This is a genomic window from Mycobacterium sp. SMC-14, from assembly GCF_046250075.1.
In the GTDB taxonomy this organism is placed as follows: Bacteria; Actinomycetota; Actinomycetes; order Mycobacteriales; family Mycobacteriaceae; genus Mycobacterium.
In genome coordinates this window covers 446,047-472,138 of sequence record NZ_CP176429.1, presented here as the reverse complement: position 1 = coordinate 472,138, position 26,092 = coordinate 446,047, and the positions used below count along the sequence as shown (strand labels likewise).

24 protein-coding genes, 1 pseudogene and 2 riboswitches are annotated in these 26,092 nt (G+C 68.0%); of the genes and pseudogenes, 13 read left to right on the top strand and 12 right to left on the bottom strand.

Features of this window, described 5'->3' with window-relative positions:
* Positions 1–14 precede the first annotated feature (14 nt).
* A complete protein-coding gene (locus ACKY0W_RS02255) occupies positions 15–2,207 on the top strand; it encodes an AAA family ATPase (protein WP_409436216.1) in 2,193 nt (730 codons plus the stop codon).
* Between the two features lie 17 nt (positions 2,208–2,224).
* Here ACKY0W_RS02255 and ACKY0W_RS02250 read toward each other — a convergent pair whose 3' ends face one another.
* From ACKY0W_RS02250 to ACKY0W_RS02240, 3 genes and pseudogenes are all read right to left on the bottom strand, one after another.
* A complete protein-coding gene (locus ACKY0W_RS02250) occupies positions 2,225–2,668 on the bottom strand; it encodes an SRPBCC family protein (protein ID WP_409437619.1) in 444 nt (147 codons plus the stop codon).
* A pseudogene (locus ACKY0W_RS02245) lies at positions 2,669–3,016 on the bottom strand (bleomycin resistance protein); the annotation flags it as partial.
* A 38-nt stretch (positions 3,017–3,054) separates the two neighbouring features.
* Positions 3,055–3,621 carry a TetR family transcriptional regulator gene (locus tag ACKY0W_RS02240; protein WP_409436215.1) on the bottom strand — a complete coding sequence of 189 codons (567 nt, stop codon included), beginning with the start codon at positions 3,619–3,621 and terminating at the stop codon, positions 3,055–3,057.
* Between the two features lie 45 nt (positions 3,622–3,666).
* On the opposite strand from ACKY0W_RS02240, the gene ACKY0W_RS02235 reads away from it, so the two are divergent.
* From ACKY0W_RS02235 to ACKY0W_RS02225, 3 genes are read left to right on the top strand one after another with little or no spacing between them, the layout of a single operon-like run.
* Positions 3,667–4,497: a mycofactocin-coupled SDR family oxidoreductase gene (locus ACKY0W_RS02235; protein ID WP_409436214.1), complete on the top strand. Its 831-nt coding sequence runs from the start codon at positions 3,667–3,669 to the stop codon at positions 4,495–4,497.
* Positions 4,494–5,297, top strand: coding sequence for a mycofactocin-coupled SDR family oxidoreductase (locus ACKY0W_RS02230; protein ID WP_409436213.1), 804 nt, complete (start codon positions 4,494–4,496; stop codon positions 5,295–5,297). The genes ACKY0W_RS02235 and ACKY0W_RS02230 overlap by 4 nt, the downstream gene beginning before the upstream one ends.
* The gene (locus tag ACKY0W_RS02225) at positions 5,275–6,075 is read left to right on the top strand and encodes a carboxymuconolactone decarboxylase family protein (protein WP_409436212.1); all 801 of its coding nucleotides are present in this window, start codon (positions 5,275–5,277) and stop codon (positions 6,073–6,075) included. The genes ACKY0W_RS02230 and ACKY0W_RS02225 overlap by 23 nt, the downstream gene beginning before the upstream one ends.
* Here the strand turns inward: ACKY0W_RS02225 and ACKY0W_RS02220 are convergent.
* Positions 6,072–7,352 carry a cytochrome P450 gene (locus tag ACKY0W_RS02220; protein WP_409437618.1) on the bottom strand — a complete coding sequence of 427 codons (1,281 nt, stop codon included), beginning with the start codon at positions 7,350–7,352 and terminating at the stop codon, positions 6,072–6,074. The two genes, ACKY0W_RS02225 and ACKY0W_RS02220, sit on opposite strands and share 4 nt — an antisense overlap.
* A gap of 129 nt (positions 7,353–7,481) precedes the next feature.
* Here ACKY0W_RS02220 and ACKY0W_RS02215 point away from each other — a divergent pair, with 129 nt between their 5' ends.
* Both ACKY0W_RS02215 and ACKY0W_RS02210 read left to right on the top strand, forming a co-directional pair.
* Positions 7,482–8,075 (top strand): TetR/AcrR family transcriptional regulator, encoded by a 594-nt coding sequence (locus ACKY0W_RS02215; RefSeq protein WP_409436211.1) that lies wholly within the window; start codon positions 7,482–7,484, stop codon positions 8,073–8,075.
* A gap of 186 nt (positions 8,076–8,261) precedes the next feature.
* Positions 8,262–9,488 carry an MFS transporter gene (locus tag ACKY0W_RS02210; protein ID WP_409436210.1) on the top strand — a complete coding sequence of 409 codons (1,227 nt, stop codon included), beginning with the start codon at positions 8,262–8,264 and terminating at the stop codon, positions 9,486–9,488.
* Positions 9,489–9,539: 51 nt separating this feature from the next.
* Here the strand turns inward: ACKY0W_RS02210 and ACKY0W_RS02205 are convergent, their stop codons facing one another.
* The 5 genes from ACKY0W_RS02205 to ACKY0W_RS02185 form a co-directional block, all read right to left on the bottom strand.
* Positions 9,540–10,178, bottom strand: coding sequence for an LON peptidase substrate-binding domain-containing protein (locus ACKY0W_RS02205; RefSeq protein WP_409436209.1), 639 nt, complete (start codon positions 10,176–10,178; stop codon positions 9,540–9,542).
* Positions 10,178–11,344 (bottom strand): glutamate--cysteine ligase, encoded by a 1,167-nt coding sequence (locus ACKY0W_RS02200; protein ID WP_409437617.1) that lies wholly within the window; start codon positions 11,342–11,344, stop codon positions 10,178–10,180. Before ACKY0W_RS02200 ends, ACKY0W_RS02205 begins: the two co-directional genes overlap by 1 nt.
* Positions 11,325–12,032, bottom strand: a complete 708-nt coding sequence (sodC, locus tag ACKY0W_RS02195) for a superoxide dismutase[Cu-Zn] (RefSeq protein WP_409436208.1) — start codon at positions 12,030–12,032, stop codon at positions 11,325–11,327. Before sodC ends, ACKY0W_RS02200 begins: the two co-directional genes overlap by 20 nt.
* A 9-nt stretch (positions 12,033–12,041) precedes the next feature.
* Positions 12,042–12,512, bottom strand: coding sequence for a LytR C-terminal domain-containing protein (locus tag ACKY0W_RS02190; RefSeq protein ID WP_409436207.1), 471 nt, complete (start codon positions 12,510–12,512; stop codon positions 12,042–12,044).
* Positions 12,513–12,577: 65 nt separating this feature from the next.
* Positions 12,578–12,886: a DUF3263 domain-containing protein gene (locus ACKY0W_RS02185; protein WP_024440118.1), complete on the bottom strand. Its 309-nt coding sequence runs from the start codon at positions 12,884–12,886 to the stop codon at positions 12,578–12,580.
* Positions 12,887–13,172: 286 nt separating this feature from the next.
* Here ACKY0W_RS02185 and ACKY0W_RS02180 point away from each other — a divergent pair, with 286 nt between their 5' ends.
* The 6 genes from ACKY0W_RS02180 to ACKY0W_RS02155 all read left to right on the top strand — a co-directional run bounded on the left by ACKY0W_RS02180 (position 13,173) and on the right by ACKY0W_RS02155 (position 20,921).
* On the top strand, positions 13,173–13,766 hold the full coding sequence (locus tag ACKY0W_RS02180) for a peptide deformylase (protein WP_406756517.1): 594 nt from the start codon (positions 13,173–13,175) through the stop codon (positions 13,764–13,766).
* An 11-nt stretch (positions 13,767–13,777) separates the two neighbouring features.
* Positions 13,778–14,734 carry a GNAT family N-acetyltransferase gene (locus ACKY0W_RS02175; protein WP_409436206.1) on the top strand — a complete coding sequence of 319 codons (957 nt, stop codon included), beginning with the start codon at positions 13,778–13,780 and terminating at the stop codon, positions 14,732–14,734.
* Between the two features lie 19 nt (positions 14,735–14,753).
* On the top strand, positions 14,754–15,557 hold the full coding sequence (locus ACKY0W_RS02170; RefSeq protein WP_409437616.1) for an exodeoxyribonuclease III: 804 nt from the start codon (positions 14,754–14,756) through the stop codon (positions 15,555–15,557).
* A gap of 106 nt (positions 15,558–15,663) precedes the next feature.
* Positions 15,664–16,152, top strand: coding sequence for a hypothetical protein (locus ACKY0W_RS02165; protein WP_409436205.1), 489 nt, complete (start codon positions 15,664–15,666; stop codon positions 16,150–16,152).
* A gap of 39 nt (positions 16,153–16,191) precedes the next feature.
* Positions 16,192–20,649: an HAD-IC family P-type ATPase gene (locus tag ACKY0W_RS02160; RefSeq protein ID WP_409437615.1), complete on the top strand. Its 4,458-nt coding sequence runs from the start codon at positions 16,192–16,194 to the stop codon at positions 20,647–20,649.
* Positions 20,646–20,921 (top strand): hypothetical protein, encoded by a 276-nt coding sequence (locus ACKY0W_RS02155; RefSeq protein WP_406756520.1) that lies wholly within the window; start codon positions 20,646–20,648, stop codon positions 20,919–20,921. The genes ACKY0W_RS02160 and ACKY0W_RS02155 overlap by 4 nt, the downstream gene beginning before the upstream one ends.
* Before the next feature lie 24 nt (positions 20,922–20,945).
* Here ACKY0W_RS02155 and ACKY0W_RS02150 read toward each other — a convergent pair whose 3' ends face one another.
* The 3 genes from ACKY0W_RS02150 to ACKY0W_RS02140 all read right to left on the bottom strand — a co-directional run bounded on the left by ACKY0W_RS02150 (position 20,946) and on the right by ACKY0W_RS02140 (position 24,181).
* Entirely contained in the window at positions 20,946–21,146 is a 201-nt protein-coding gene (locus tag ACKY0W_RS02150) for an Rv1535 family protein (protein ID WP_409436204.1), read from the bottom strand.
* 229 nt (positions 21,147–21,375) lie between these two features.
* Positions 21,376–21,544: riboswitch (M-box (ykoK) riboswitch) on the bottom strand.
* Positions 21,545–21,749: 205 nt separating this feature from the next.
* The gene (locus tag ACKY0W_RS02145; RefSeq protein WP_409436203.1) at positions 21,750–22,175 is read right to left on the bottom strand and encodes a DoxX family protein; all 426 of its coding nucleotides are present in this window, start codon (positions 22,173–22,175) and stop codon (positions 21,750–21,752) included.
* Positions 22,176–22,423: 248 nt separating this feature from the next.
* A complete protein-coding gene (locus ACKY0W_RS02140) occupies positions 22,424–24,181 on the bottom strand; it encodes an MFS transporter (RefSeq protein WP_409436202.1) in 1,758 nt (585 codons plus the stop codon).
* A 147-nt stretch (positions 24,182–24,328) separates the two neighbouring features.
* Positions 24,329–24,433: riboswitch (TPP riboswitch) on the top strand.
* On the opposite strand from ACKY0W_RS02140, the gene thiC reads away from it, so the two are divergent.
* Positions 24,428–26,071 (top strand): phosphomethylpyrimidine synthase ThiC, encoded by a 1,644-nt coding sequence (thiC, locus tag ACKY0W_RS02135; protein ID WP_409436201.1) that lies wholly within the window; start codon positions 24,428–24,430, stop codon positions 26,069–26,071. (Overlaps the previous riboswitch by 6 nt.)
* The last annotated feature ends 21 nt before the right edge of the window (positions 26,072–26,092 follow it).

Sequence of the window (26,092 nt, the reverse complement as noted above, 5' to 3'; positions counted from 1 at the left end):
CCGATAATGGCCGGGTGGGTTCCACGCAAGAGCGCGAAGAAGAACGCCGGGTCGATACCTCCCGGCACCTGACGCTGATCGCCCGGCTCAACACCTCCGCCGTCGACGCCCGCCGCGGGGTGGTCCGGCTGCACCCCGAAGCCGTTGCCGCCCTGGGCATCCGGGAGTGGGATGCGGTTTCGCTGACCGGTTCTCGCACGACGTCGGCGGTGGCGGGGCTGACGGGGCCAGACGCCCCGGCCGGTGTGGCGCTACTTGACGATGTGACGCTGTCCAACGCCGGCCTGCGAGATGGCACGCAAGTCGTCGTGGCCGCTGTGACCGTTTACGGGGCCCGGTCGGTGACGCTGAGCGGATCAACCCTGGCCTCCCAGACGTTGTCGCCCACCACGCTGCGCCAGGCTTTGCTGGGCAAGGTGATGACCGTCGGCGACGCGGTCTCCCTGCTGCCGCGTGACCTGGGCCCCGGCACGTCCACGTCGGCGGCCACCTCCGCGTTGGCGTCGGCGGTGGGGATCAGCTGGACCTCGGAGTTGTTGACGGTCACCGGTGTGGACCCGGCCGGGCCGGTCAGCGTGCAGCCCAACTCGCTGGTCACCTTTGGCAACGCCCCCACCGCCCCGGTGGCGACCGTTGCCAAGCCGGCGGCCCCGGCCCGGATCGCCATCGACGAACTCAAGGGGTGCGAGGCGCAGGCCGCCAAGCTCGCCGAATGGCTCAAGCTTGCGCTCGACGAACCGCAGCTGCTGAAAACCCTGCGTGCGGGCACGAATCTCGGTGTGCTGGTGTCGGGTCCGGCCGGGGTGGGCAAGACGACCCTGGTCCGGGCTGTGTGTGAGGGCCGGCGGCTGATCGAGCTGGACGGACCCGAGATCGGGGCGCTGGCCGCCGATGAACGGCTGACCGCGGTGCGTTCCGCGGCGGCACAGGTCTGCGACGGCGGCGGGGTGCTGCTGATCGCCGATGTCGACACGTTGTTGCCCGAACCTTCGGAGCCGGTGGCGACGCTGATCCTCGCCGAGCTGCGCAACGTGGTGGCCACCGAAGGGGTGGCGTTCATCGCGACCTCGGCGCTGCCGGACCATGTCGATCCCCGACTGCGGGCTCCGGAACTGTGCGATCGCGAGATCCGGCTGAGCCTGCCCGACGGCGCGACCCGGGCGGCGCTACTGGCCACCCTGCTCATCTCGGTGCCTACCGCCGACCTAACGTTGGGTGAGATCGCCGAACGCACACCGGGTTTCGTCGCCGCAGACCTTGCCGCACTGGTACGGGAGGCTGCCCTGCGGGCAGCGTCGCGGGCCAGCGACAACGATGAGGAACCCAAACTCACCCAGGAGGACCTGGTCGGTGCGCTCAGCGTGATCCGGCCGTTGTCGCGCTCGGCGGCCGCAGAGGTGTCCGTCGGCTCGGTCACCCTCGACGACGTCGGTGACATGGTGGCCACCAAGCAGGCACTGACCGAAGCGGTGCTGTGGCCTCTGCAGCACCCGGACACCTTCACCCGCCTGGGCGTCGATCCACCGCACGGCGTGCTGCTCTACGGCCCGCCCGGTTGCGGCAAGACCTTCGTGGTGCGCGCCCTGGCGGGGTCCGGTCGAGTCAGCGTGCATTCCGTCAAAGGCGCGGAGCTGATGGACAAGTGGGTGGGCAGCAGTGAGCGGGCGGTGCGGGATCTGTTCCAGCGCGCCCGTGATTCGGCGCCGTCACTGGTGTTCCTCGACGAAATCGACGCCCTGGCACCGCGGCGCGGCCAAAGCTTCGACTCCGGGGTGACCGATCGGGTGGTGGCCGCGCTGCTCACCGAGCTCGACGGCGTCAACCCGCTGCGCGACGTGGTGGTGGTCGGCGCCACCAACCGTCCCGAGCTGATCGACCCGGCCCTGACCCGGCCGGGCCGACTGGAGAAGCTGGTGTTCGTCGAACCGCCCGATGCCGATGCCCGCCGCCAGATCCTGCGGGTGTCCGGGAAATCCGTTCCGCTGCACGTCGACGTCGACCTCGACGCGCTGGCCGCGGACCTGGACGGCTACAGCGCCGCGGACTGCGTGGCACTGTTGCGCGAAGCCGCCCTGACGGCGATGCGGCGCAGCATCGACGCCGCCGACGTCACCGTGGCAGACATCGCAGCAGCCCGCGAAAACGTCCGTCCCTCATTGGATCCCGCTCAGGTCGACGCGCTGCGCTCGTTCGCCGACAACCGCTGAACTCCGAGTACGCGAGTTCAGGAGACTTCGACCAGCGCGGCAAGCCGGGACAACGAGGCCGCAAGCATGTCCGCCGTAGTGGCCCGAGCGCGGGCGAGACGATTCGGGTCGGTTAGCTCCGACCAGTCGTAGGTGTGGGTTACTCGAGTGCGCGCCGGCCCGAGCGGCTCGAGCTCCCACCGCCACAGGTGACCCGGCGGCGCACACCCGGGGGCCGCTGGGCGCCAGGCGATACGGCGTCCCTCCTCGAACTCCACCACGTGGTTCTCCCGCACCGTTCCCATGGTCAGCGCCATGGTGAAAACGTCCCCGACGGCATGAACCCGTTGACCGGATGCGGCTTCGGCCAGATTCGCGTTGCCGTCCCAGCGCGGCTGGCGGGCCGGGTCGGCGATGAAGTCGAAGATCAGCTTCGCCGGCGCCGCGATCACCCTGCTGGCGCTGACGACTTTTGCCGGCAGTGGCGAGCCGACGCGGTGCAAGGTGCCTTCGGGGTCGACGTAGGCGAATTCCCTGAGCTGGTAGTCGGTGTCGACCGGTTCGACAAAGCGCCCCGGCACGCCCGATGCCGACCATTGCGCATAGAGCGCGTCGGCGTCGTCGACATAGAAATACACGCTGGCGGCCGTGCGCAGCGGATCGTGTTCGGCCCACTCGGAAAGGTGCAGCGAAACCGAGCCGCGGTCGGCGAATCCGTACCGGGCCGGGCCGCCGTAATGGTTGACGGTGAACCCGAGCCGGCGGTAGCGGTCCAGCGCGGCGTCGAGGTCTCGCACGGGAATGATCGGTGCGACCGAGGTGAACTCGATGTCGGCCATAGCGTCAGCGTACGTCGCGGCACCAACGGCTAGTGGCCGCGCTGCTGCTCATACCCGCTGGTGAGCCAGTACACAGCCCGATCAAGGCCGGGCAGCATCTCGGTGATGGCGATCTCGCCGGCGGCGAACCGCGCGGACAACCCGTGCACCAGGTTGGAGATGATGACGTCCAGGTCGGCGATGAAGCCTTCGTCGACGTCGGACATGGCCGCCAGCATCGCGGGCCCCACCGCATCCAGACCGCGCCGAACCAGGGCGTCACCACCGGGCGCCGACCTCGCCCGGACGTAGGCGGTCAGCATCGCTGGGTGCCGCTCCCAGGGCTCGAAGATGGTGCGGTACAAGCTCATCAACGCCGCATACAGGGATTCGCCGGGCTCGCGGGCGTGCGGGGCGATACCCGAGTAACGATTCTGCTGCATCCAGGCGTCCAGCGCCGCCAGGATCAGCTCGTCGCGGGTGGCGTAGCGCTTGTAGATGGTCGCCAGCGACATCCGGGCGCGCCGGGCGACCTCCCTGAGCTGGACCGCGTCATAGCCCTCGGTCTCGAGAATCTCGACCACGATGGCCAAGATCCGGTCTTGCGCACTGTCCATCGATCACCCCTTGCCGCCGACGAGTAACCAGGTTACCGTAGCCGCATGGGTTCCCTGAATGGGCAGGTCGCTTTCATCACCGGCGCGGCGCGCGGGCAGGGCCGCAGTCATGCGGTGCGACTGGCCGCCGAGGGCGCGGACATCATCGGGGTCGACATCTGTGCCGACATCTCCTCCACCGGATATCCGATGGGCTCCCGTGACGAGCTCGACGAGACCGTGGCCATGGTGGAAGCCCAGGGCGGCAAGATGATCGCCTCGGTTGCCGATGTCCGCGACTTTGTGGCGCTGAAGGCGGCACTGAAGGCCGGCGTGGAGCACTTCGGCCGCCTCGACATCGTCTGCGTCAACGCGGGTATCGCCACGATGGCGTTTCGCGAGCTGACCGACGACGAAGATCTGCAGTTGTGGACCGACGTGCTCGACGTCAATCTGGTCGGCGCGTTTCACACCGCCAAGGCCGCGATTCCGCACCTGATCGCCGGAAATCGGGGCGGTTCGATCGTGTTCACCAGCTCGACCGCCGGGCTGATCGGATTCGGCGGCATGCAAGGCGGTGGCCTGGGCTACTCCGCTTCCAAGCACGGCATCGTGGGGCTGATGCGCACGCTGGCCAATGCCCTGGCGCCGCACAGCATTCGGGTCAATAGCGTGCACCCGACCGGGGTCAACACCATGATGGCGGCCAACCCGGCGATGACCGAATTCCTGGAGAACTATCCCGGCGGTGGGCCACATCTGCAGAATCCGCTGCCGGTGCAGATGCTCGAACCCGAGGACATCAGCGCCGCTATCGCCTACCTGGTGTCGGATGCCGGAAAGTACGTCACCGGGGTCACGCTGCCCGTCGACGCAGGGTTCTGCAACAAGCTATGAGCGGGCGGGTAACCGGCAAACGGGTGTTGGTCACCGGAGCCGCGCGCGGCATGGGGCGCAGCCACGCGGTACGCCTGGCCGAAGAGGGCGCCGACCTGATCCTGGTCGACGTCTGCGCATCGCTATCCGAGGTCGACTATCCACTGGCCACCACCGAAGATCTCGACGAGACCGCTGAATTGGTGCGACAGCACGGCCGCCGGGCCATCACCCACGTCGTGGACGTGCGCGAAGCCGCCGCCCTGACCGCCGCGGTCGCCGAGGGTGTGGCCCAGTTGGGTGGCCTGGACGCCTCGATCGCCAATGCCGGCGTGATCACCGCCGGGACGTGGGATACCACCACCTCGGCGCAGTGGCGCACCGTTGTCGATGTGAACCTGATCGGCACCTGGAATACCTGTGCGGCGGCACTGCCGCACCTGGTTTCCCGCGGCGGCAGCCTGGTCAACATCAGCTCGGTGGCCGGGCTGAAGGGCAGCCCACTGCACACGCCCTATACGGCGTCCAAGCACGGCGTCGTCGGCATGAGCCGCGCGCTGGCCAATGAACTTGCCGCGGTGAATGTTCGGGTCAACACCGTGCACCCCACCGGAGTGGAGACCGGGATGCGCCCGGACGCGCTGCACGGGCTGCTTGCCGAAACCCGCTCGGATCTGGCCCCGATCTTCAGCAACGCCTTGCCGATCGTGATGACCGAGGCGCGCGACGTCAGCAACGCAGTGCTGTTCCTGGTCTCCGACGAGTCCCGGCACGTGACCGGACTGGAATTCAAAGTCGATGCCGGCGTCACCCTGCGGTGAGGCGGGGCCCGGCGCCCACGCCTTCGCCGAGCTGATGAGCCTGCCGGTTCCCGCCAACGCCACGCCCGCGGCGGCAACTCTGCTGGATTTCGTCTTCGCGCAGATCTGGCAACGGCCGGGCCTGAGCCGCCGAGATCGATGGTTCGTCGCGCTGCCGTGCGTCGCCGCCGCCGACACCGAGCAGCCGCTGCGCGACCATATCTACGCCGCCCTGTTCCACGGCGACGTGACAATCGAGGAGATGCGCGAAGCCGTCCTGCATTTCGCGGTGTATTCGGGCTGGCCCAAGGCGTCACTGTTCAACATGGTCGTCGACGAGCAGTGGGCACGCATCCATGCCGAACGAGGCCAGCCGGTGCCGCCCGCGGCGCCGCTGTTGCCGCTGACCACGCCCAGCGACCCCGAAGCGCGACTACGGGCCGGAGAGCAGACCTTCCGTGACGTCAACTGCCTGCCCTTCGCTCCGGTCCGAGACGACCCGTATTCGGGTGCGGGCATTCTGAACTTCGTCTTCGGTGAGATGTGGCTGCGGCCCGGGCTGGGCATGAAACAGCGGCGCCTGGTGACCGTGGCGTGCGTGGCGTTCCAGGATGCGCCGTACCCGATCTTCAGCCACGTCTATGCCGCACTGAAGAGCGGAGACGTCTCGTTCGACGAAATAGACGAAGTCGCTTTGCATTTCGGTGCCTACTATGGCTGGGCGAAAGCTTCGCGACTGATGCAGGTGATCGAGGAGCAGAAGCAGCGCGTTACGCAGGAGTGGGCCGCAGAAGGCTAGCCCACCGGGTCGAATTCGATGTGCAACTCTGTGAGCCCGCGCAGCAGGAACGTGGGCTCGTAGGAGAAGCGTCGCTGTCCGGCGGGCCCGTGGTGAGACTCGCTGATCCTGATGTCCCGCATCCGGTCCAGCATGCGGTGAACCGTGATGCGTCCCTCGACCCGGGCCAGCGGAGCCCCGGCGCAGGTGTGGATGCCGCGACCGAAGGCGATGTGCTCCCGCACGTTCTTGCGGTCCAGCCGGAACTCGTCGGGGCCATCGAACTTGCGCGGATCACGGTTCGCCGCACCCAGGCAGAGCATCAGGACGGTGCCGGCCTTGATCGGCACCCCGCCCAGCGTGGTGGTCTTGCGGGCAAGACGAAAGTCGATCTTGGTGGGGCTCTGAATTCGCAGGGACTCTTCGATGAATGCGGGGATCAGTGCGGGGTTCTCGCGCAGCATCTGCTGTAACTCAGGTCGCTCCCCCAGGGTTTGCACCGCCGCCCCCAGCAACTTGGTGACGGTCTCTTGACCGGCGCCGAACAGGAAGGTGGCCGGGTGAACCACCTCAAGCAGTTCCGGCGTGGAACCGTCGGGGTAGGTTGCGGCGGCCAGGGTGCTGAGAACGTCGCCACGAGGCTCCCGCCGCCGCTCGGTGAGGTACCCGCTGAACTTCTCATCGAGGTACCGCAGGGGATTGAGTCCCACCGGTGTCCCGTCGAGGGATCCGACATGTTGCCCGTCGCGATGCCCGGCACCCAGCGCACTGCGGAATTCGGCGCGATCCTCCTCGGGAACCCCGAGCAGATCGGTGATGGCCAGGGTTGCATACGGTTTGGCGTAGTCGAACAGGAACTCGCAGCGTCCCGTGCCGATGAATTCGTCGAGCTGGGTATCGGTCAGCTGCCAGATGAACTCCTCGTTCTCCTTCAGCCGCTTGGGGGTCAGCAGCCCGCTGAGCAGCGAGCGGGCCCGGGTATGCGCCGGCGGATCCATCACCACGACGTGTTCGAAGATCGGGAACTCGTGCCGGTGCGCCTCGATCTGCTCGGTGATGTCGTCGCCCTCGGGCTCGAACGGCAGCGGGGGAAAAGGTCCACCGATGGCATTCACCGCCGAGAACGAGTCGTGGTCTTTGAAGGCGGCGAGTACCTCGTCGTAGCCGGTGACGGCCACGACGCCGTGATGCGGCTCGGCGAACACCGGCCCGCATCCGCGCAGGTATTCGTAGTAGGCGTAGGGATCCTGGGTGACGGTTTCGTCGGAGAAGTAGTCCACCGCCGCGAGATCCACCATCACCCGATACGCCCTTCGCTCGCGCCGCGACCTCGTAGCGCTGATCGATCGATCAAATTGCTAGAATGCGTCATGCCTACCACGCGCGGCGCCGGACGGTCAAGCAATCGCAAGCCCGGGCTGACCTGAATGGCGGCTCCGCGCAAGGCCAAATCGACCGACAATGCCACCCGGCGCCGCCTGATCGAGGCGACGGCGCGGCTGATGCGCGACGAGGGTTATGCCGCGGCCACGTCGCGGCGGGTCGCCGCCGAGGCCGGTGTGCGCCAAGCCCTGGTCTACTACTACTTCCCCACCATGGACGACCTGTTCGTCGAGGTGCTGCGGGTCGGCGCCGACGTCGCGTTGGACCGGATGCGCACCGCCCTGACCGATGACGATCCGCTGCGCGCATTGTGGGCGATCAACAGCGATACGCGCCTGACCAGTCTGAACACCGAGTTCATGGCGTTGGCTAACCATCGCAAGGCGATCCGGACCGAACTCAAGGCCTATGCCGAGCGAGTACGGGACATCGAGACCGCGGCGGTCACGGTGGCACTGCGCGCCAACGGCGTGGATCTGGCGGAATACCCCCCGATCGCGATCTCGATCCTGATCGCCCAAACGGCCCGCAATCTGTGCAATGAGAGCGCCGTCGGCGTCACCCAAGGGCACGATGAACTGCGCGCACTGATCGATCGCGAGCTGGGCCGGCTGGCACCGCCGCCTGCCACTTCCTAGCCCGCGCCGCCTCAGAAGCGGTTGCCAACACGACCCCGACGGCACAGACGCTGATCGATCGACCAGTCTATTAGAACTAGCCGGCCAGCGCGGGTGCGCGGCCGATTCGGCCGGCAGCGCCGAAAATTGGATGCACCGCCCGCGGTCGCCGCGGTACCTTCGTCTGCCCGGAGGACGAAAGAGACCATGCTCACCGAAACGATGCCCGAAGAGCTGCTGGGCGCCCGCCGGTCGTTCATTCTCGCGACCACCGTCGCCATGGCCAGCGCCGGGCTGTGGGTGCCGCTGATCTTCTTGTTCTTCACCCTTGGGCGCGGGCTGCCACTGACCGGGACCGGCGTGGCCGCCACCCTCGGCAACACCGGCGCACTCATCTTGGGGGTGCTGGTCTCCGGGCGCACGGTTGACCGGTTCGGTCCGTTTCGGACCATGGCGCTGGCCGGCGTCGGGGCCTCCGGCGCCTTCCTGGGCTTCCTGTACACCCACACCCTGGCCGAGGTCGCGATCTTCTCCTTCGCCGCGGCACTGAGTGCGAACCTGTTCTTCACCGCCGATCCCGAAGCCGTCCGGCGGCTGACCCGCGACCACGACGACCGCACCCAGATGTTCGCGCTGCTCACCTCGGTTCGGGTACTCGGGTTCGGTCTCGGCGCATTGGCCGCGACCGTGGGCCTGGCCATCGACCGGAACGGCGAATGGTTCTGGACCACATTGGTGGCGACCATCGCGGCGGGTGAACTCACCACCGGCCTGCTGTTCTGGCGGCTGCGCTGGATCGACCGCGCCGTCGCCGACGACGAGTCGCCAGAGTGCGAGCCGCCGCGCTACCGCGATGTGTTGCGCCAGGGCGCCTTCATGGCCTTCCTCGCCGGTGTGTTCGTCATCGCGCTGACCACCATAGGGATGGATACGGCACTGCCGCTGTTCATGCTGTCGGTCAGCCTGCCCGCCTGGTCGACGACGGTGGCCTATCTATTCATCTGCGTCATGGTCGCGATAGCGGCGCGCTGGGTCGCCCGAATCGGCTCGCGGGTCCCGCACCTTCGGATCCTGGCGTGGTCGGCCGCACTGTGCTCGATCAGTTTCCTGGTGATCGATCTCCTCGCCGGCATCCAAAACGCCGTACCGGCAATTCTTTTCGCCGTCTTGGCTGTCGGGCTGACACTGTTCAGCGTGTCCGACGCGGCCGGCAACGCGCTCAGCGCAAACATCATGCTGACGTTCGCGCCCGACGAGTCCTCTGGACGACACGCCTCGCTGCTGCAGACGGCGTGGGCAGCCGCGACCGCCGTTGCGCCCGGCATGTACGCCGCCCTGTTCTCCACGGCGCGCATCCTGCCCTGGCTGGCCAGTTCGGCGCTGCTGGCCGCAGCAGCGGCGGTATTCGGTGCGGTGTACCTAAGAACCCGTTGACTCTGCGTCCAGGGCGGTAGCTACTCGCACTTTGCCGCCCTGGACGCAGAGTCAACGAGGGATATCGAATTCGACTCGGGCCGAGACGGTCTCAATCGCCTCGTACACCGCCGCCAAACGGTCGGACAGCGACGGCGCGGCCAGCACCGCGTACCGGTCGGCCTCCCCCATCGGGACCCGGCAGGCCAGTGAGTACAGCCGCTGCACCGGGTCCAGCGAGCGCAGTCGCCGGCCACCCAGCAGGCTGTTGCGCCCCGGCATCACCCAGCGTCGCTGCGCCTGGGCCATCCGCTTGTGCAGCACGACAATGCGGTCTTCGAGCGCACGGAACTGCTCGTCACTCACCGGTTCTGATGGCTCGTCGGGCCACACCTCGGCGATCGCCCGCGGGTAGGGATCGTCGGTGAGCCATTCGCGCACCCGGATCCGCTCCCCGGTCAGGCAGCGTAAGCCGTACCGGCCTGCCCCGAGTTCGCTGCACTGGGTGATGCTGGCCATCGCGCCGACGTCGTTGCGCTGCTCGCCGCCGCCCACCTCACGGCCGCGGGCGATCAGCACCACCCCGAAGCGGGGATCGCCGCTGCGCATCAGGTCGCCGACCAACACGGTGTAACGCAACTCGAAGATCCGCAGCGACAGTTCCTCGCCGGGCAGCAACACCCATTCCAGCGGGAACATCGGCAGTTCCATCACGAGATATCGAGCTCGCCCACCAGTGCATCGACCACGGCACGCAGATCGCCGTCATGTTCCTCGGCGACCCGGCGCTGGCGCTGGTACGACGCGCCCGTCCGGTAAATATCGGCGACGGCCGCCAGCTCGTCGGCGCAGTGCAGTCGTGCGGCGACCGGTTCGAGCCGGTTGAGCAGCTCGTCGAGGTCCTCGGTGACCAGCCGCTCGTTGCTGTCGGCATCCAGGATGATCTCGGCGTCCAGCCCATAGCGGGCGGCGCGCCACTTGTTCTCCTGCACGTGCCAGGGCGGCATGGTGGGCAGGGATTCATCGTTCTCAAGCCGCCGGTCCAGGTCGACGATCAGGCAGTGCGTCAACGCCACCAGAGCACCCAGCTCGCGCAGATTGGACACCCCGTCGCAGACCCGCACCTCGATGGTGCCCAGATGCGGTGATGGCCGGATATCCCAACGGATCTCGTTGGTGTGATCGATGATCCCGGTCTTCTTCTGGTCGTAGACGAAGCCCTCGAACTCTCCCCAGGTCTGGAACTGAAACGGCAGGCCCGCAGTGGGCAACTGCTGGAACATCATCGCGCGGTTACTGGCGTAACCGGTGTCGTGACCGTCCCACCAGGGCGAGGATCCCGACAGCGCCAGCAGGTGCGGATAGTGCTGCAGCAGTGAGGAGATGATCGGCATCACCTTGTAGGACGAGGAGATACCGACATGGACGTGCACTCCCCAGATCAACATCTGCCGACCCCACCACTGGGTGCGTTTGATCAGCTCGGCGTAGCGCGGCGCGTCGGTCAGCTTCTGCGCTGACCACTGTGCGAACGGGTGGGTGCCGGCGCCGAAGAGCTCCATGCCCCGGCTGTGCACGATCGGCCGGGTGGTGGCCAGCGTCTGGCGCAGGTCCTCGATGGCCTCGCCGGTGTTGTCGCAGATGCCCGTGACGAGCTCGACGGTGTTGCGCAGCAATTCCTTGTGCACACGCGGGTTCTCGCCGAGCTCGGACAACACCGCGCTGGCTTCGTTGCTCAGATCGCGCGTCTGGGCATCGACAAGAGCCAGCTCCCATTCCACGCCGATGGTGGGACGGGCGCTGCGGGCGAACTCGATTCGGGCTTCGGACCTCGAGGAAGCCCAGTTGTTGGTCGGGCTATCCGGCGCCGATAACACCACACGCAATCCGCTTTCCGGCGTCTCCGGTGGTCAGCGTGGTCTGGTCCGGGCCGGGCGTGCCGTTGACCTGGGTGTAGCGATCCGCCGGAATGTTGGCGAAGTTGTCGTCATCGGCGTGGATGATGATCGAGGTCCCCTCGCCACCGAGCAGTTCGGCCTTGGTGAAGGCGTCGGTGGTGGTCACCAGCAGCCCGCTGCCGTCGGAGCGCACCTGCAGTGACGTCAGGTCCCCACTCTGCGGGTGCTCGCTGTGGCCGGGCGCCTGGAAGTGTCCGCCGGCCGACAGGAAGCCGCCGGGAGCCCCGCCGGTGGGGGCCACGGAGTCGGCTTCGCACTTACCGATGGCGTGGATGTGCAGGCCGTGGAAACCGGGCGACAGCACCCCGGTGCTGGTGGTCCGCACGGTCACGGTGGCGAACTCCTTGCCGCCGGCCTTGCTGAACTCGAACGTCGCGGTGGCGACCTGGCCGCCATCGGGGGTCGTCAGGTGCGCGACGAGATTGTCCGAACCGCTCGGACCACCGGACTCGGACTCCGGGGCGGACGGCGCCGCCGACCCGGTCCAGATGGCCGGCGTGGTGCCGGGCGCGTCGGAAGGCAGCTGGTTGGGACTGCACGCCGCCAACAGGATGGCCGGGGTGGCGAAGACGACGGCGGTAAGAGCTCTGCGGTGACCTGTGACCATGCGAGGAGCTTAACCCGCGACCACCACGATGACGCCCGGTGGTTGCTCAGCCACGTCGGGGATCCGCGGCTCGACGGCGGCGCCGAGCACCTGGGCCACCGAATGCGCCGCGTCCTGCTCTCCCTCGGCGTCACTGAAGTAGACAGTGGTCTGGGTGACCTCAGGCAGTTCGAGGTTCCCGATCTCGGTCACGTTCCAGCCGGCCTCGCGCAGCCGGTCGGCGGTGTGGCCGGCCAGCCCTGCCTGTTCGGAGATGTTGAAGACCCGCACGTCGGACTTGCGGGCCGGGTGTTCGGGTTTGGCCGGCGCCGAGGCGGTGGTGACGGGTTGGGCGGTCGGCGAGTGGTCGGCGTCGTCGCTGCTACCCGACGATCCGAGGGCTTGAAAGCCGACCAGCAGGAAGACGATGCCCAAAAACAGCAGCACCATCACCATCGCCCGAAGCGGGAGTCGGGAGGAGTCAGGAACGTGGTCGTTCATTGCGCCCACTGTATCCAGGAGCGGGCCAGGACCGATAAACGCCCAGCAATCAAGGGGTCAGGCAATCAGGTGATGTCGAACCCGAGCCGGCGCGCGGCACGCGCCTTCTGACGACTGGACCGCAGCCTCCGCAGCCGTTTGACCAGCATCGGGTCGGCGGCCAGCGCCTCGGGCCGGTCGACGAGCGCGTTGAGGACCTGGTAGTAGCGGGTCGCCGACAGCGCAAAACGCTCCTTGATGGCCTCTTCCTTGGCGCCGGCGTACTTCCACCAGTCCCGTTCGAAGGACAGGATGTCGTGTTCGCGACGGCTCAAACCGTCGGTGGGTTCCGAATCGTCCCCTGAGCGATTCGCCTGCGCCATGGCGCCGTCCATATCGTTTCCTGGACCCTTCCGGAAAGTTCTCTCGCTGCAAACGTTCGCTAGTTTTCGGCGGCGTGTTCTGAGCGAATATTGAATCACGCCAGGCTGTGTTGAACCGGGAGCCTGGCCCGCGCGTCGCCATGGCCGCTGCACTGAGGCGGTGGCAGCAGCCAATCCGGCGGTTCCAGCTTCGCCTCTCCTCCGTCGAGCCTCGCTAAACCGCCCACCAACCCGGCGGTTCCAGCTTCGCCTCTCCTCCGTCGAGCCTCGCTAAACCGCCCACCTAAGATTTGCGGTCATGGCCGTCCTACCCATCCGCATTGTGGGCGATCCCGTCCTGCACACACCGACCAGCCCGGTGCCCGTCGCCGATGACGGCTCCTTGCCGGCTGACCTCGGTGAGCTGATCACCTCGATGTACGAAACCATGGACGCCGCCAACGGCGTCGGCTTGGCCGCCAACCAGATTGGCGTGGGGCTGCGGGTCTTCGTCTACGACTGCGCCGACGACCGCCGCTCCACCACCCGGCGCCGCGGCGTCGTGGTCAACCCGGTGCTGGAGACCTCCGAGCGGCCCGAAACCATGCCCGACCCGGATGACGACGACGAAGGCTGTCTGTCGGTGCCCGGAGAGTCGTTTCCGACCGGTCGGGCGCAGTGGGCGCGGGTCACCGGATTGGACGCCGACGGCAACCCGGTGACGTTGGAGGGCACCGGGCTGTTCGCCCGGATGCTGCAGCACGAGACCGGGCACCTCGACGGCTTGCTCTACCTGGACATGTTGGTGGGCCGGAACGCGCGCGCCGCGAAACGGACGGTGAAGTCCAACGGCTGGGGTGTGCCCGGCCTGTCCTGGATGCCAGGCGACGTGCCCGATCCGTTCGGTCACTGACGAGCCCTTTCATGTCCCAACCACCCGAACTCCCTGAGATCGGCGTCCGGGTGAGTCTGCGCTACCTGCGTCCCCCGGGTTCCGAACCGCCGATGGGCGATGTGATCGGTCAGCTGGTGGCGACTGGACCGCTGGTGCGGATTCGCTCGGCCGACGGGGTTATCCACGAATGCCGGCATGCCGATGTGCTGTACGTGCGCTGGCTGACCGATCGGCCGGTGAAGAACTCGACGATCCGCTCTGTTGAGCATGCCGCCGCGCTGGCCTGGCCGGGCAGCGAACACCAATGGCTCGACGGCTGGATCCTGCGGGCCGGTCCCGGTGCCGACCTCGCGGCTAATTCCGCTGTGCCCCTGGACAGGTTTGCCCACACGAATACCATTCCGGCGATCATCGACTGGTATGCGCAGCGCGGTCTGCCCCCATACCTGGCGGTCCCGGAGCGCCTGCTGCGGTTGCCGGAGGACATCGCGACCCGGCACGAGACCCGCACCCTGGTGTGCGACATCGTCGCTGCCGGCGCGGCCCCTGGTGACGTGGCGACGGCCGCCGGGCCCGACGCCGACTGGCTGGCGGTATACCGCGGTGGGGCGGCTCCGGTGGAGGTGTTGACCGCGGTGGTCGACGGCGAGGCGATCTTCGCCTCGATCCCCGGGGTGGCGGCCGGCCGGGGCACCGTCACCGAGGGACCGGACGGCACTCGCTGGCTGGGGTTGACAGAGGTGCGGGTGGCCGACGACCACCGGCGGCAAGGCCACGGTCGCCGGATCTGCGCTGCGTTGCAGTCCTGGGGGGCCGATCGCGGTGCCACCCGCGGCTACGCCCAGGTGCCCACCGGCGGTTCAGCGAGCCCCGGCACCGGCGCGTTCGAGTTCTTCGAAGCGATCGGATTCGCCGGCCAGCACCGCACCCGCTACATCGATGCCCGGCTGCTGGCCCGCGGCTCATCGCCGTCGAACGCGCTTTAGGGTGGCTTGCGTGACTGCGCTGCGACTGGCCACCTGGAACGTCAACTCCATCCGCACCCGGGTGGACCGGGTGACCGACTGGCTGGCCCGAGCCGACGTCGACGTGCTGGCCATGCAGGAGACCAAGTGCACCGACGCCCAGTTTCCGGCGCTGCCGTTTCACGAGTTGGGCTATGAGGTCGCCCACGTCGGGCTGAACCAGTGGAACGGCGTGGCGATCGCGTCGCGGGTCGGCCTCGACGACGTCGAGGTCGGGTTTCCCGGCCAGCCGGCCTGGGCCAAGGCAGAAGCCGATCCCACCGTGGAGGCGCGCGCGCTCGGTGCCACCTGCGGCGGGGTGCGAGTGTGGAGTCTGTACGTGCCCAACGGACGCGCCCTGAATGACCCGCACTACACCTACAAGCTCGATTGGCTTGCGGCCCTGCGCGATACCGCCGAAGGCTGGTTGCGCGACGATCCGTCGGCCCCGATCGCTCTGGTCGGCGACTGGAACATCGCTCCGCAGGACGACGACGTATGGAGCATGGAGTTCTTCGAGGGCGCCACGCACGTCTCGCAACCGGAGCGCACGGCATTCCAGGCAATGGCCGACGCCCAATTCCTCGACGTGGTGCGCCCCTTCACACCAGGGCCTGGCGTCTACACCTACTGGGACTACACCCAGCTGCGGTTCCCGAAGAAGCAGGGCATGCGCATCGACTTCATCCTGGGCTCCCCCGCGCTGGCGACACGGGTCGCGCATGCCGAGATCGTCCGCGAGGAACGCAAGGGCAAGTCGCCCAGTGACCACGCTCCGGTGCTGGTCGAGATTCGCCGGGACTGATTACCCGCAGTTCTATGAATTCGGTGTGGATTCCGGACCGATCGCGAAATCGCGCATAGGATAGGCGGATTATCCAATTTGCTCATTTGAAGGGCAGGGAATTCCCATGAACGCCGTCGCAGGGACGGTAAGGAAGGTGGCCGGGGCGGCGAACCGCGCGGTCACTATGACCACTGAGGCAGCCGGAGCGATCGGCGGGGCCGCAGTCAACGGGGTAATCGGCGGTGTGAAGGGGGCGGCCAGCGGCGTACAGCGCGGGTTGCGCACCGGCAGCCACTCGACGCCCGCGGCTGCACTGACCCTGGGCGCTCTCGGCGTGACCGGACTGGTCGAGTGGCCGGTGCTGGTGGCCGTTGGCGGCACCGCGCTGGCACTCAAGCAATTGACCAACCGATCCGATGACAGCAAGGCGGCCCAGACGCCAGCTGCCCCGGTGCGGCCCCTCAAGGCGGCGCCGTCGGCGAAGGCGACGAAGCCGGTGAAGTCGGCCAGCTCATCGACCTCGGCGCGGCGCAGCCCACAGCCGAAGAAGACGGCGGCACGGCAATCACGCAGCGGCGCCAGCAGCAGCACCCGCACGCGCACGCGCCACTAGTCGGTGCGAGTGAATTTAGGTCGTGCCGTAAGGCACTCTCTGCCGCTGCGCGCAGCGAATTTCGGTGTCCAACTGACCTCAGCACTGCTAGATGCCTCGGTTCAGACCGCTGCCGGGGTAGCCGGTGCTGTCCTGCCGAACGGCGACGGGGGCCCGGTGCTGTCCCGGCGATGCTTCCGCGGCGAGGGGCGAGCCTGGGTCGAGATCCGTGGCCTCGACGGCCCGGCCGGCGACGAGCTGGCGACCGCGGTACTGGGGGCGGCCCGCGCACTGCCCGGGGTGGTCTCGGTCCGGTTGAACCACCCGTTGTCGCGCCTGGTGGTCGGGCTCGACCCGGCCGCCGGCGGTGACGTCGTCTCGGTACGCGAACTGTGCCAGGCGGTGTCGGACATCGAGCGCCAATACCGCTCGAGAACCCCCGGCGGGCATGCGCCGGTGAGCCTGCCCGGCGATGAGATGACCCAAGCGCTGCGGGTTTTGACTGTCGGCGCCAACATCGCCGGCCTGGGTGCGGCGACGGTGGGCCGGCTGCTGCGGCTGCCGGGCCTGCCGCTGGGCCTGGAGGCCGGTGTGGTCGTCGTCGACTACCAGCCTCGACTGCGCCGGCTGCTGGAGGACAGCATCGGCAAGCAGACGACCGATGCGCTGTTGGCGCTGGCCAGCGCCGGCGTGCACGCCCTCAACCAGGCGCCGACCTCGCTGGCGGTGGACCTGTCGGTAGAGGCGATGCGCGCCGGGGAGGAACGCGCCGAGGCGCGGGCCTGGCGCCGCCTCGAACCAGGGCTCGCCGACCACGCCGAGCATCCGCCGGTCGCCGTCCCGCAACGACCGGCGCCGCGGCCGCCCGGTCCGGTGGAACGGCACCTGACCCGCAGCGCCTGGGCGCAAGTCGCCGGCGCCGGGGTGATCGGCGCCGTGACCCGCAATCCCGATCTGGCCGGGACGGCCGCTGCGGTGACCGCTCCGAAGGCCACCCGCACCGCACGCGAGTGTTTTGCCGCCACCCTTGGCCGCGGCCTGGCCGATCAGCACGGCACCGTCGTGTTGCGGCCCGGCAGCCTGCGTGAGCTCGACCGCGTCGACACCGTGGTCATCGATCCCCGAGTGCTGTGCGGTGACACCCTGCGGGTGATGCAGGTGCGCGGCGCCGACGACGACGAACTGCGTGCGGTGTGGGCGCAGGCCCAGGCTCGGCTGACCGACACCGACCTCACCCCCGGATGGCATCGAATCGGAGCGCGCTCCGGTGTGCAGGCATCGTTCCAGCCCGCGCTGTTGCCGCTGGCCGCCGCCGTGGTGACCGAGGCCCGCCGCGCCGACGTCGAGGTGGTCTCGGTAGAAGCCGACGCCCTCGGGGAGCTGCGGCCGATCTTCGATGAGATCCGCCCGCTGGACGGGGCATCGGTGGATGAGGCGCTGGCCGCCGCGGTAGCCGCCCATCAGGCCGATGGCCATGATGTCGCGGTGCTGTCCTCGGTGGCCGTCCAGGCCCTGGCGGCAGCCGACGTGGCGCTGGGCGTGCTGCCCGGACAGGGCGTCCCGCCCTGGTGCGCCGACGTATTGCTGACCGACCTGACCGCGGTGTGGCGGGTACTGCATGCACTTCCCGCGGCTCGCTCCGCCAGCCACCGTGGTGTCGAGATCTCCATCGGCGCTACGACATTGGGATCGCTGCTGATGCTGCCCGGGGTGCGCGGCAGCGGACCTGGGCCAGTGACCACCGGCGCGGCGGCCGGCGCACTGTCGGGCTACTGGCTGGCCCGCCGTGCCGTGGACGCCGCGGTCCCCCGGCCTGCGGCGGTGCATGAGTGGCACGCGATGTCGGTCGAGCAGGTGCGGGCAGTGCTTCCGCCGCCGGAACTGGTGGAGCCGACCAAGCCCCATCATGCGCCCGCTGCGGCGGCGGCGCTGGCGGCCGTGGATCTGGCCCGCCGGGGCGCCCAGCGCACCGCGCCGCCGCGACTGTTCTGGCAATTCGCCCAGGCCGTGCGCAGCGAGCTGTCCGATCCGATCACCCCGGTGCTGGCGCTGGGCGCCGCGGCCAGCGCGGTGCTGGGCTCACCGGTCGACGCGATGCTGGTCGGTTCGGTGTTGGGCGGCAACGCGATGCTGGCCGCCGCACAGCGACTCATCGCCGAGCGTCGGCTCAGCGTCCTGCTGAACGAGCAGGTTCCGCCGGCACGCAAGGTCCTGCCCGACGGCAGCCACTGCGAGATTCCCGCCGAGGACCTGCTTCCGGGCGATGTGATCGAGGTACACCCGCACGAGGTGATACCCGCCGACGGACGGTTGATCGACGCGATCGATCTGGAGGTCGACGAGTCGTCGCTGACCGGTGAGTCGCTGACGGTGGTCAAACAGGTAGAGGCCACTCCGGGTGCGGATCTGGCGGACCGGGAATGCATGGTCTACGCGGGAACCACCGTGGTGACCGGGACCGCGCTGGCGCTGGTGACCGCGATCGGCGGCGATACCCACGGACGCCGGGCGGCCGAACTGGTGGCCGGTGATCAGTCCGCCATCGGGTTGCAGCATCAGCTGAGCCTGCTCACCAGTAAGGCATGGCGGATCAGCCTGGCCGGCGGTGCGCTGGTGACTGGGCTGGGCATGGCCCGCCGGATCGGATTGCGCCAGGCAGTGGCCAGCGGTATCGCGGTGAGCGTCGCGGCCATCCCCGAAGGATTGCCACTGGTGGCCACCCTGGCGCAGCAGGCCTCGGCCCGCCGGTTGACCAAGGCCGGTGTGCTGGTGCGGGTGCCGCGTTCAGTCGAGGCGCTGGGGCGCGTCGACGTGGTCTGCTTCGACAAGACCGGAACCCTGAGCCGCAACCGGCTGCGGGTCTCGCAGGTGCACCCGGCGGCGGGCTTCACCGACGACGACGTGCTGCGCTTCGCGGCAAGCGCGGCGCCGGTTCCCAACGGCACCCGCCAGGTGCATGCCACCGACGCCGCCATCGTGGAGGCCGCCTCCAGCGCGGGAGCCGCGGCGGCGCCGCAGGGGCCCGCCGCGCACCTGCCGTTCCGTTCCGGACGCCCGTTCTCGGCCTCCATCCGCGGAACAGAGCTAACCCTCAAGGGCGCACCGGAAGTGGTGCTGGCATGCACCGGCGCTGGCCCGACCGTCAGGAAGTCGGTGGCCGCCTTGGCCGGCGGCGGTCTGCGGGTGATCGCGGTGGCCCGCCGGGAACTGACCCCCGAGCAATGCTCTGCGCTGGGCGAGGATCCCGAGCCCGAGGAGATCGCCGAGTTCTGTGCCGAGGGGCTGACGTTCGTCGGCCTGCTCGGCTTGTCCGACACCCCGCGCGACGAGGCCGCTGAACTGCTCGCCGACCTCAAGCGCCGCCGAATCCCGGTGCGGCTCATCACCGGCGACCACCCGCTGACCGCCACGGCGATCGCCCGGGAGCTGGGCCTGGAGGTCGAGGGCGATCAGGTGATCAGCGGCGCACAGTGGGATGCGTTGTCCCGCAAGGAACAGGAGCTTGCGGTAGCCGAGCGAGTGGTGTTCGCCCGGATGTCGCCGGAGAACAAGGTCCAGATCGTGCAAACCCTGGAACGCACCGGCAAGGTGTCGGCGATGGTGGGCGACGGCGCCAACGACGCCGCGGCGATCCGGGCCGCCACCGTCGGTATTGCGGTGGTGGCGCACGGCAGCGAAGCGGCCAGCACCGCTGCTGACGTAGTGCTGCTCGACGAGCGAATCGACACCCTGCTCGACGCGTTGGATGAAGGCCGTGAGCTGTGGCAGCGGGTGCAGGCCGCGGTGGCGGTGCTGTTGGGCGGCAATGCCGGCGAGGTGGCGTTCGCGATCATCGGTAGTGCATTGACTGGCCGATCGCCGCTGAACGCCCGCCAGCTACTGCTGGTCAACATGCTGACCGACGCACTGCCGGCCACCGCGCTGGCGGTCAGTTCGCTCAACGAGTCGGCCGCCGCAGGCGGGCACGGTCCCGACGAGCGTGCGTTGTGGCGAACGGTGGCCGTGCGTGGCGTGACGACGGCGTCGGCCGCGGTGGGAGCGTGGGGGCTGGCCTCGGTCACCGGTCGCCAGCAACGGGCCTCGACCGTAGCGCTGGTGTCGCTGGTCGCCACGCAGCTGGGCCAGACGCTGCTGGACTCGCACGACCCGCTGGTCGTGGCGACCGCTGTCGGCTCGCTCGGCGTGATGGGGACGTTGATCACCATCCCGGGTATCAGCCAGCTGCTGGGTTGCACCCCGATCGGACCGCTGGGCTGGGCTCAGGCACTGGGCACGGCGACGGTGGCCACCCTCGGCGCGGCCGTGGTGCCTCGGCTGCTGTCGGGGTCGCAGGACGACACGGTGAAGCCGAAGGAGTTCATCGTTCCCGGGCCGCGGCAACCGGACCGCCCGCAGGAATCATCCAACGGTCAAGGAGCGCCGCGGCTGCGGCTTGTGCACAATGGGGACACTGACTCTCGTCGCGGAACGGTCGCGGCTCGATCATCCGGCGATCCATCGCCACCAGGAGGTTCATGATGGCGGACAAACCGCGGCGCAGCGCATCCCAGCGCGAGGCAGTAGCCCACATCCGCGAGGCGGAGGGATTCGCCGTTGAATTGCCGCTGTTCGGCAAGGTGACGGTGCCGCGGCCCGAGCAATTGGCCTACTACGGCGGACTGGCACTGCTGGCCGCGTTCGAGATCATCGACTGGCCGGTGGCCGTCGCGGTGGCTGCCGGCCACATTCTGGCCAGCAACCACCGCAGTGAAGTGCTCGAACAACTCGGCGAGGCCCTGGAAGAGGTCTAACCGAGGTCCAGCCTCGGTTGGCCTTTAGTTGTTGACGGTCAGCACTCCGACGCGCCACAGGAGTGCGTACATCTGGTGCAGCGGACCACTGAGCAGCCGCGTGGTCATGTCGACCAGCGGGTCCGAGGTAGGGGCGGCAGGACGGTGGTCCAGCTTCTTCGCCGTGCTGATCGCACGCGGGGCGGGAGCCGGAGCCGTGATGTCGGTGTAGGCGATTGCAACCATGATGGCCTCCTAGTCGCGTAACGGTGCTACGCGCTCAGCTGGAGGCCGGGATCGTGGCTCAGCTGGAGGCGGTATGCGACCGTTCGGATGGGGACGGAACAGATGTCAGATATCGGCTCGGACTATCACCGGAACTCATTCGTCCCTCACCCCCTCTCGGTCGCGGGCGCGCAGATGCGCGCCGGATTCACCGCATGCTTAGGAGGGCAGCTCCGACGACTGTCGGAAGACCGCACCCCTCTCGTCAGAGCTTCGACACTGCACGGCGTGTCCCTATTCAGGAAGCCACTTGGGCTCAACCCTTAAGCCGGGAGGAGCTGTCCTGACCCGGGGCGTCTTTCGACGTTCGGGGTCAGTGGCCTATGTCCGTGCAGACGCCTCACCTAACGAGGTGCTTGCAGGGTCCATAGTGCACCACCGAGGGTGCGGGGTCAACTCCACCCCGTTCGGGTGTGTCGAGGGTCTCTGACGTGCAGCGATGCCCCTAGACCCCCTGCGCACGAGGTGTCACACCAGTCACTTTGGTACCAGAATGAGACCGCGACGGCCCGGTTCTGCAACCAATGCGCAGAACCGGGCCGCGGGGCTTCGCGGCGGTTCGAGTCAGCCGGCCAGCGAGGCGAACAACGGTCCGGTCAGCTGCAGTCCGGTGCTGGCACCGGCGGTGACGAAGAAGCCGAACAATGCCAGCGCGGCGCCGGCCAGCGACACATCCTTGTTGAAGTGGGTCTGCTCGCCGGCCTTGACCTCCGGGTCCCGCTCGTTCCAGAACGGATGCATGAGGAACGCCGTCGGCAGCAGGAAGACCGCCAGCATCAGCGCGCCGAGATCCGCCCAAGCGCCCACGATCACCAAGGCCGCGCCGGTAAGCATCCAGGCGCCCGAGCCCAGCACCGCGAGTTTGCCGGGCTTGATGCCCTTGCTCTCGGTAAAGGCCGCTATCGCGGCGGTCTGGGTGAAGTGCCCCAGCGCTCCGCCGACGAATACGGCGCCGAACAGGATTCGGCCGATCAGTATCACGATGTCCACGAGGACCCCTCTCAAACTTTGTAGTTGCGCAGTCAACTACATCAGAGCCTAAGGGTGCCGTCGTTGCATTGTCAACTAAATTCCCCCGGACCCCTCGTTATCGCGGCGGCGCGGCTGTTGCCCGGACACATGACTGTCGTTCCGCGGCCCGCACGGATTTCAGCGCCGGTCGACCGGCAAGAGCGATTGCAGCCCGATGATTGCTTTCAAAACCAGTTGCGTGGGCTCCGCGGTGGTTGGCGTGCGTGTCAGTCCCGCAGATTCAGCGGCTCGACGGCGTAGCGCCCCGGCGTCCGCCACGACGCGAGCGCCCCGAGCAGCATCATCACCGCCGCGGCGGCAAAGACCACCGCCAGACCGGCGTGGAAGGGCCCGGAGATCAGTTGCGGGAAGAAGCTGTGCCCGGTCAGCGCCTCGGCGTCCACACCGGGCGCGGCCAGCGCACCCGACGGCGCGAGCAGTTCGGCAATCGGGTTGTAGCCCAGAAACGCCGCGAACAGGCTTCCCACCGGCGGGGTGTTGGCCACCTGATCAGCGACACCGGCAGACACCCCCTGCTGCTGCAATCCGGCGCCCAGGGCCGCCGGCAACGTGTTGGCCAGTCCGATCACCATCAGCGAGAAGAAGATGCCGATCGACAGCGACGTGCCGGCATTGAAGAACGTGGCTCGCACGCCCGACGCCGCCCCACGCTGGTCGGCCGGGACACTGGACATGACCACGGCACTGTTGGGTGCGGTGAAAATCCCGCCGCCCAGGCCGTTGAGGAACACCAGCGCCGCGAACACCCGGTAGTCGAAGTCCACCGGAAGCAGCACCAGCCCCACGAACGTCGCCGCCATCAGCACCATGCCGCCGACCGTGAACGGACGGGCGCCGCGGCGGTCCGACAACGAACCGGCCACCGGACCGGCCAACAAGAACCCCGCCGTCATGGGCAGCAGATAGATACCCGACCACAACGGCGTCGATTCGTAGCTGTAGCCGTGCAGTGGCAGCCAGATGCCCTGTAGCCAGATGATCAGCATGAACTGCATGCCGCCACGCCCAATCGCCGCCAGTAGCCCGGCCATGTTGGCCATCCCGAACGCCGGAATCGCAAAGAGCCGCACGTCGAGCAGCGGCGAGGCAACCCGTAGCTCGATGAAACAGAACAGCACCAGCAGGGCCACTCCGAGCGCCAGCGAACCCAGCACGGCGGGACTGCCCCAGCTGGTCGGCGAAGATCCATGCGGCTGAATGCTGTAGGTGATGGCGGTCAACACCACGGTCAACCCCAGACCGAGCGTCGCGGTGCCCGCCCAGTCCAGCTTCGCCGGCGCCTTCTCACCGAGTTCGTGCAGTGAGCGCAGCGACCAGACGGTGCCCAACACTCCGATCGGCACCCCGACCCAGAACACCGCGCGCCAGTCCCACTCCGACAGCACGCCGCCGATCAGCAGGCCGACGAAAGACCCGGCGACCGCGGCCACCTGGTTGACGCCCAGCGCCATGCCGCGCTGATTGGCCGGGAACGCATCGGTGAGGATCGCCGACGATGACGCCATCAGCATCGCCCCGCCGACGCCCTGCACCACCCGCCACGCGATCAGCCACTGGGCGCCGCGGCCCATGTCGAACGGATCGATCGACAGCGCGATCGCTGCGACGGTGAACACCACGAAGCCCAGGTTGTAGATGCGCACCCTGCCGAACATGTCCCCGAGCCGGCCGAAGAACACCACCAGCACGGCCGACACCAGCAGATAGCCCATCAACATCCACAGCAGGTAGCTGACGTTCGCCGGCTCCAGCGGATTCAGGCCGATACCGCGGAAGATCGCCGGCATCGAGATCAGCACGATCGAGCCGTTGATGGTCGCCAGCAGGACACCCAGCGTCGTGTTGGACAGCGCGACCCACTTGTAGCGCGGGTGGTCACGGTCATAGCGCAGTCGGCGGCGAGCGGTGGCGACGGCGCCCGGGTCCTGGACACCGGTGTTCACCTGCTCTATCTGCGCCGTCATGTCTCTCCCAGCTACCTCTACCCCGACCACATATGTTAGCTAAGCAAATGATCAGTTACCTAATTCTCGTCCGGCAGCCTCGGCGCCTTACGCCGACTGCTGCGCTGCGATAGCGTGGCAGTGCACGAATCGCCAGTGCAGAAATCGCAAAAACCGCGGGAGCGCAACCAGTGCGCTGAGAGGACGGCCGGGGCCGTCGACCGTACGAACCTGACCGGGTCATGCCGGCAAGGGAGAGGAAGAACTATGACTGACGTTGCAGTGGAGCCGCAGGTCACCACCGGGCCCATCCCCTACAGCGAGAAGGCCTACCGCGAGATCGAAGCTCCCGGCGGCGTGAAAATGAAGGTGCCGTTCCGGCGTATCAACCTCACCACCGGTGAGCACTTCGACGTCTACGACACCTCCGGTCCCTACACCGACGCCAATGCCGACATCGACCTGCACCGCGGCTTGGCGCCTCGGCCGGGTGTGGTGACCGATCGCGGTACCCAGCTGCAGCGCGCCCAGGCCGGTGAGATCACCGCCGAGATGGCCTTCATCGCCGCCCGCGAGGGAGTTCCCGCCGAACTGGTCCGCGACGAGGTCGCCCGCGGGCGGGCGGTGATCCCGGCCAACCACAACCACCCCGAGCTGGAGCCGATGATCATCGGCAAGGCGTTCAAGGTGAAGATCAACGCCAACATCGGCAACTCCGCGGTGACCAGCTCGATCGCCGAAGAGGTGGACAAGCTGGTGTGGGCCACCCGCTGGGGCGCCGACAACGTCATGGACCTGTCCACCGGCAAGGACATCCACGAGACCCGGGAGTGGATTCTGCGCAACTCGCCGGTGCCGATCGGGACGGTGCCGATCTACCAGGCGCTGGAGAAGGTCAACGGCGACCCGACCAAGCTGACCTGGGAGCTGTACCGCGACACCGTGATCGAGCAGTGCGAGCAGGGCGTGGACTACATGACCGTGCACGCCGGTGTGCTGTTGCGGTATGTGCCGTTGACCGCCAAGCGGGTCACCGGCATCGTGTCGCGCGGCGGTTCGATCATGGCGGCGTGGTGCCTGTCGCGGCATCAGGAGTCCTTCCTGTACACCAATTTTGAAGAACTGGCCGACATCCTGGCCAGCTACGACGTCACGTTCTCCCTCGGCGACGGGCTGCGGCCGGGCTCGATTGCCGACGCCAACGACGAAGCCCAGTTCGCCGAATTACGCACCCTCGGTGAGCTGACCAAGATCGCCAAATCCCGTGGCGCGCAGGTGATGATCGAGGGCCCGGGCCACGTTCCGATGCACAAGATCGTCGAGAACGTGCGGCTGGAAGAGGAATGGTGCGACGAGGCGCCCTTCTACACGCTGGGGCCGCTGGCCACCGACATCGCGCCGGCCTACGACCACATCACCTCGGCGATCGGTGCGGCCATCATCGCCCAGGCCGGCACGGCGATGCTGTGCTACGTGACTCCCAAGGAGCACTTGGGGCTGCCCGACCGCAAGGACGTCAAGGACGGTGTGATCGCCTACAAGATCGCCGCACACGCCGCCGACCTGGCCAAGGGACACCCCGGAGCCCAGGATCGCGACAACGCACTGTCCAAGGCACGCTTCGAGTTCCGTTGGTATGACCAGTTCGCGTTGTCCCTGGACCCGGACACCGCACGCGAGTACCACGACGAGACGCTGCCTGCCGAGCCGGCGAAGTCCGCACACTTCTGTTCGATGTGCGGCCCGAAGTTCTGCTCGATGCGGATCAGCCACGATGTACGCGACTACGCCAACGAGCACGGCCTGCAGACCCAGGACGACATCGACGCCGCCATCAAGAAGGGCATGGACGAGAAGTCGGCCGAGTTCGCCGACCACGGAAACCGGGTGTACCTGCCCATCTCCACCTAGTGGTGATCGCAAGCGCGGCGG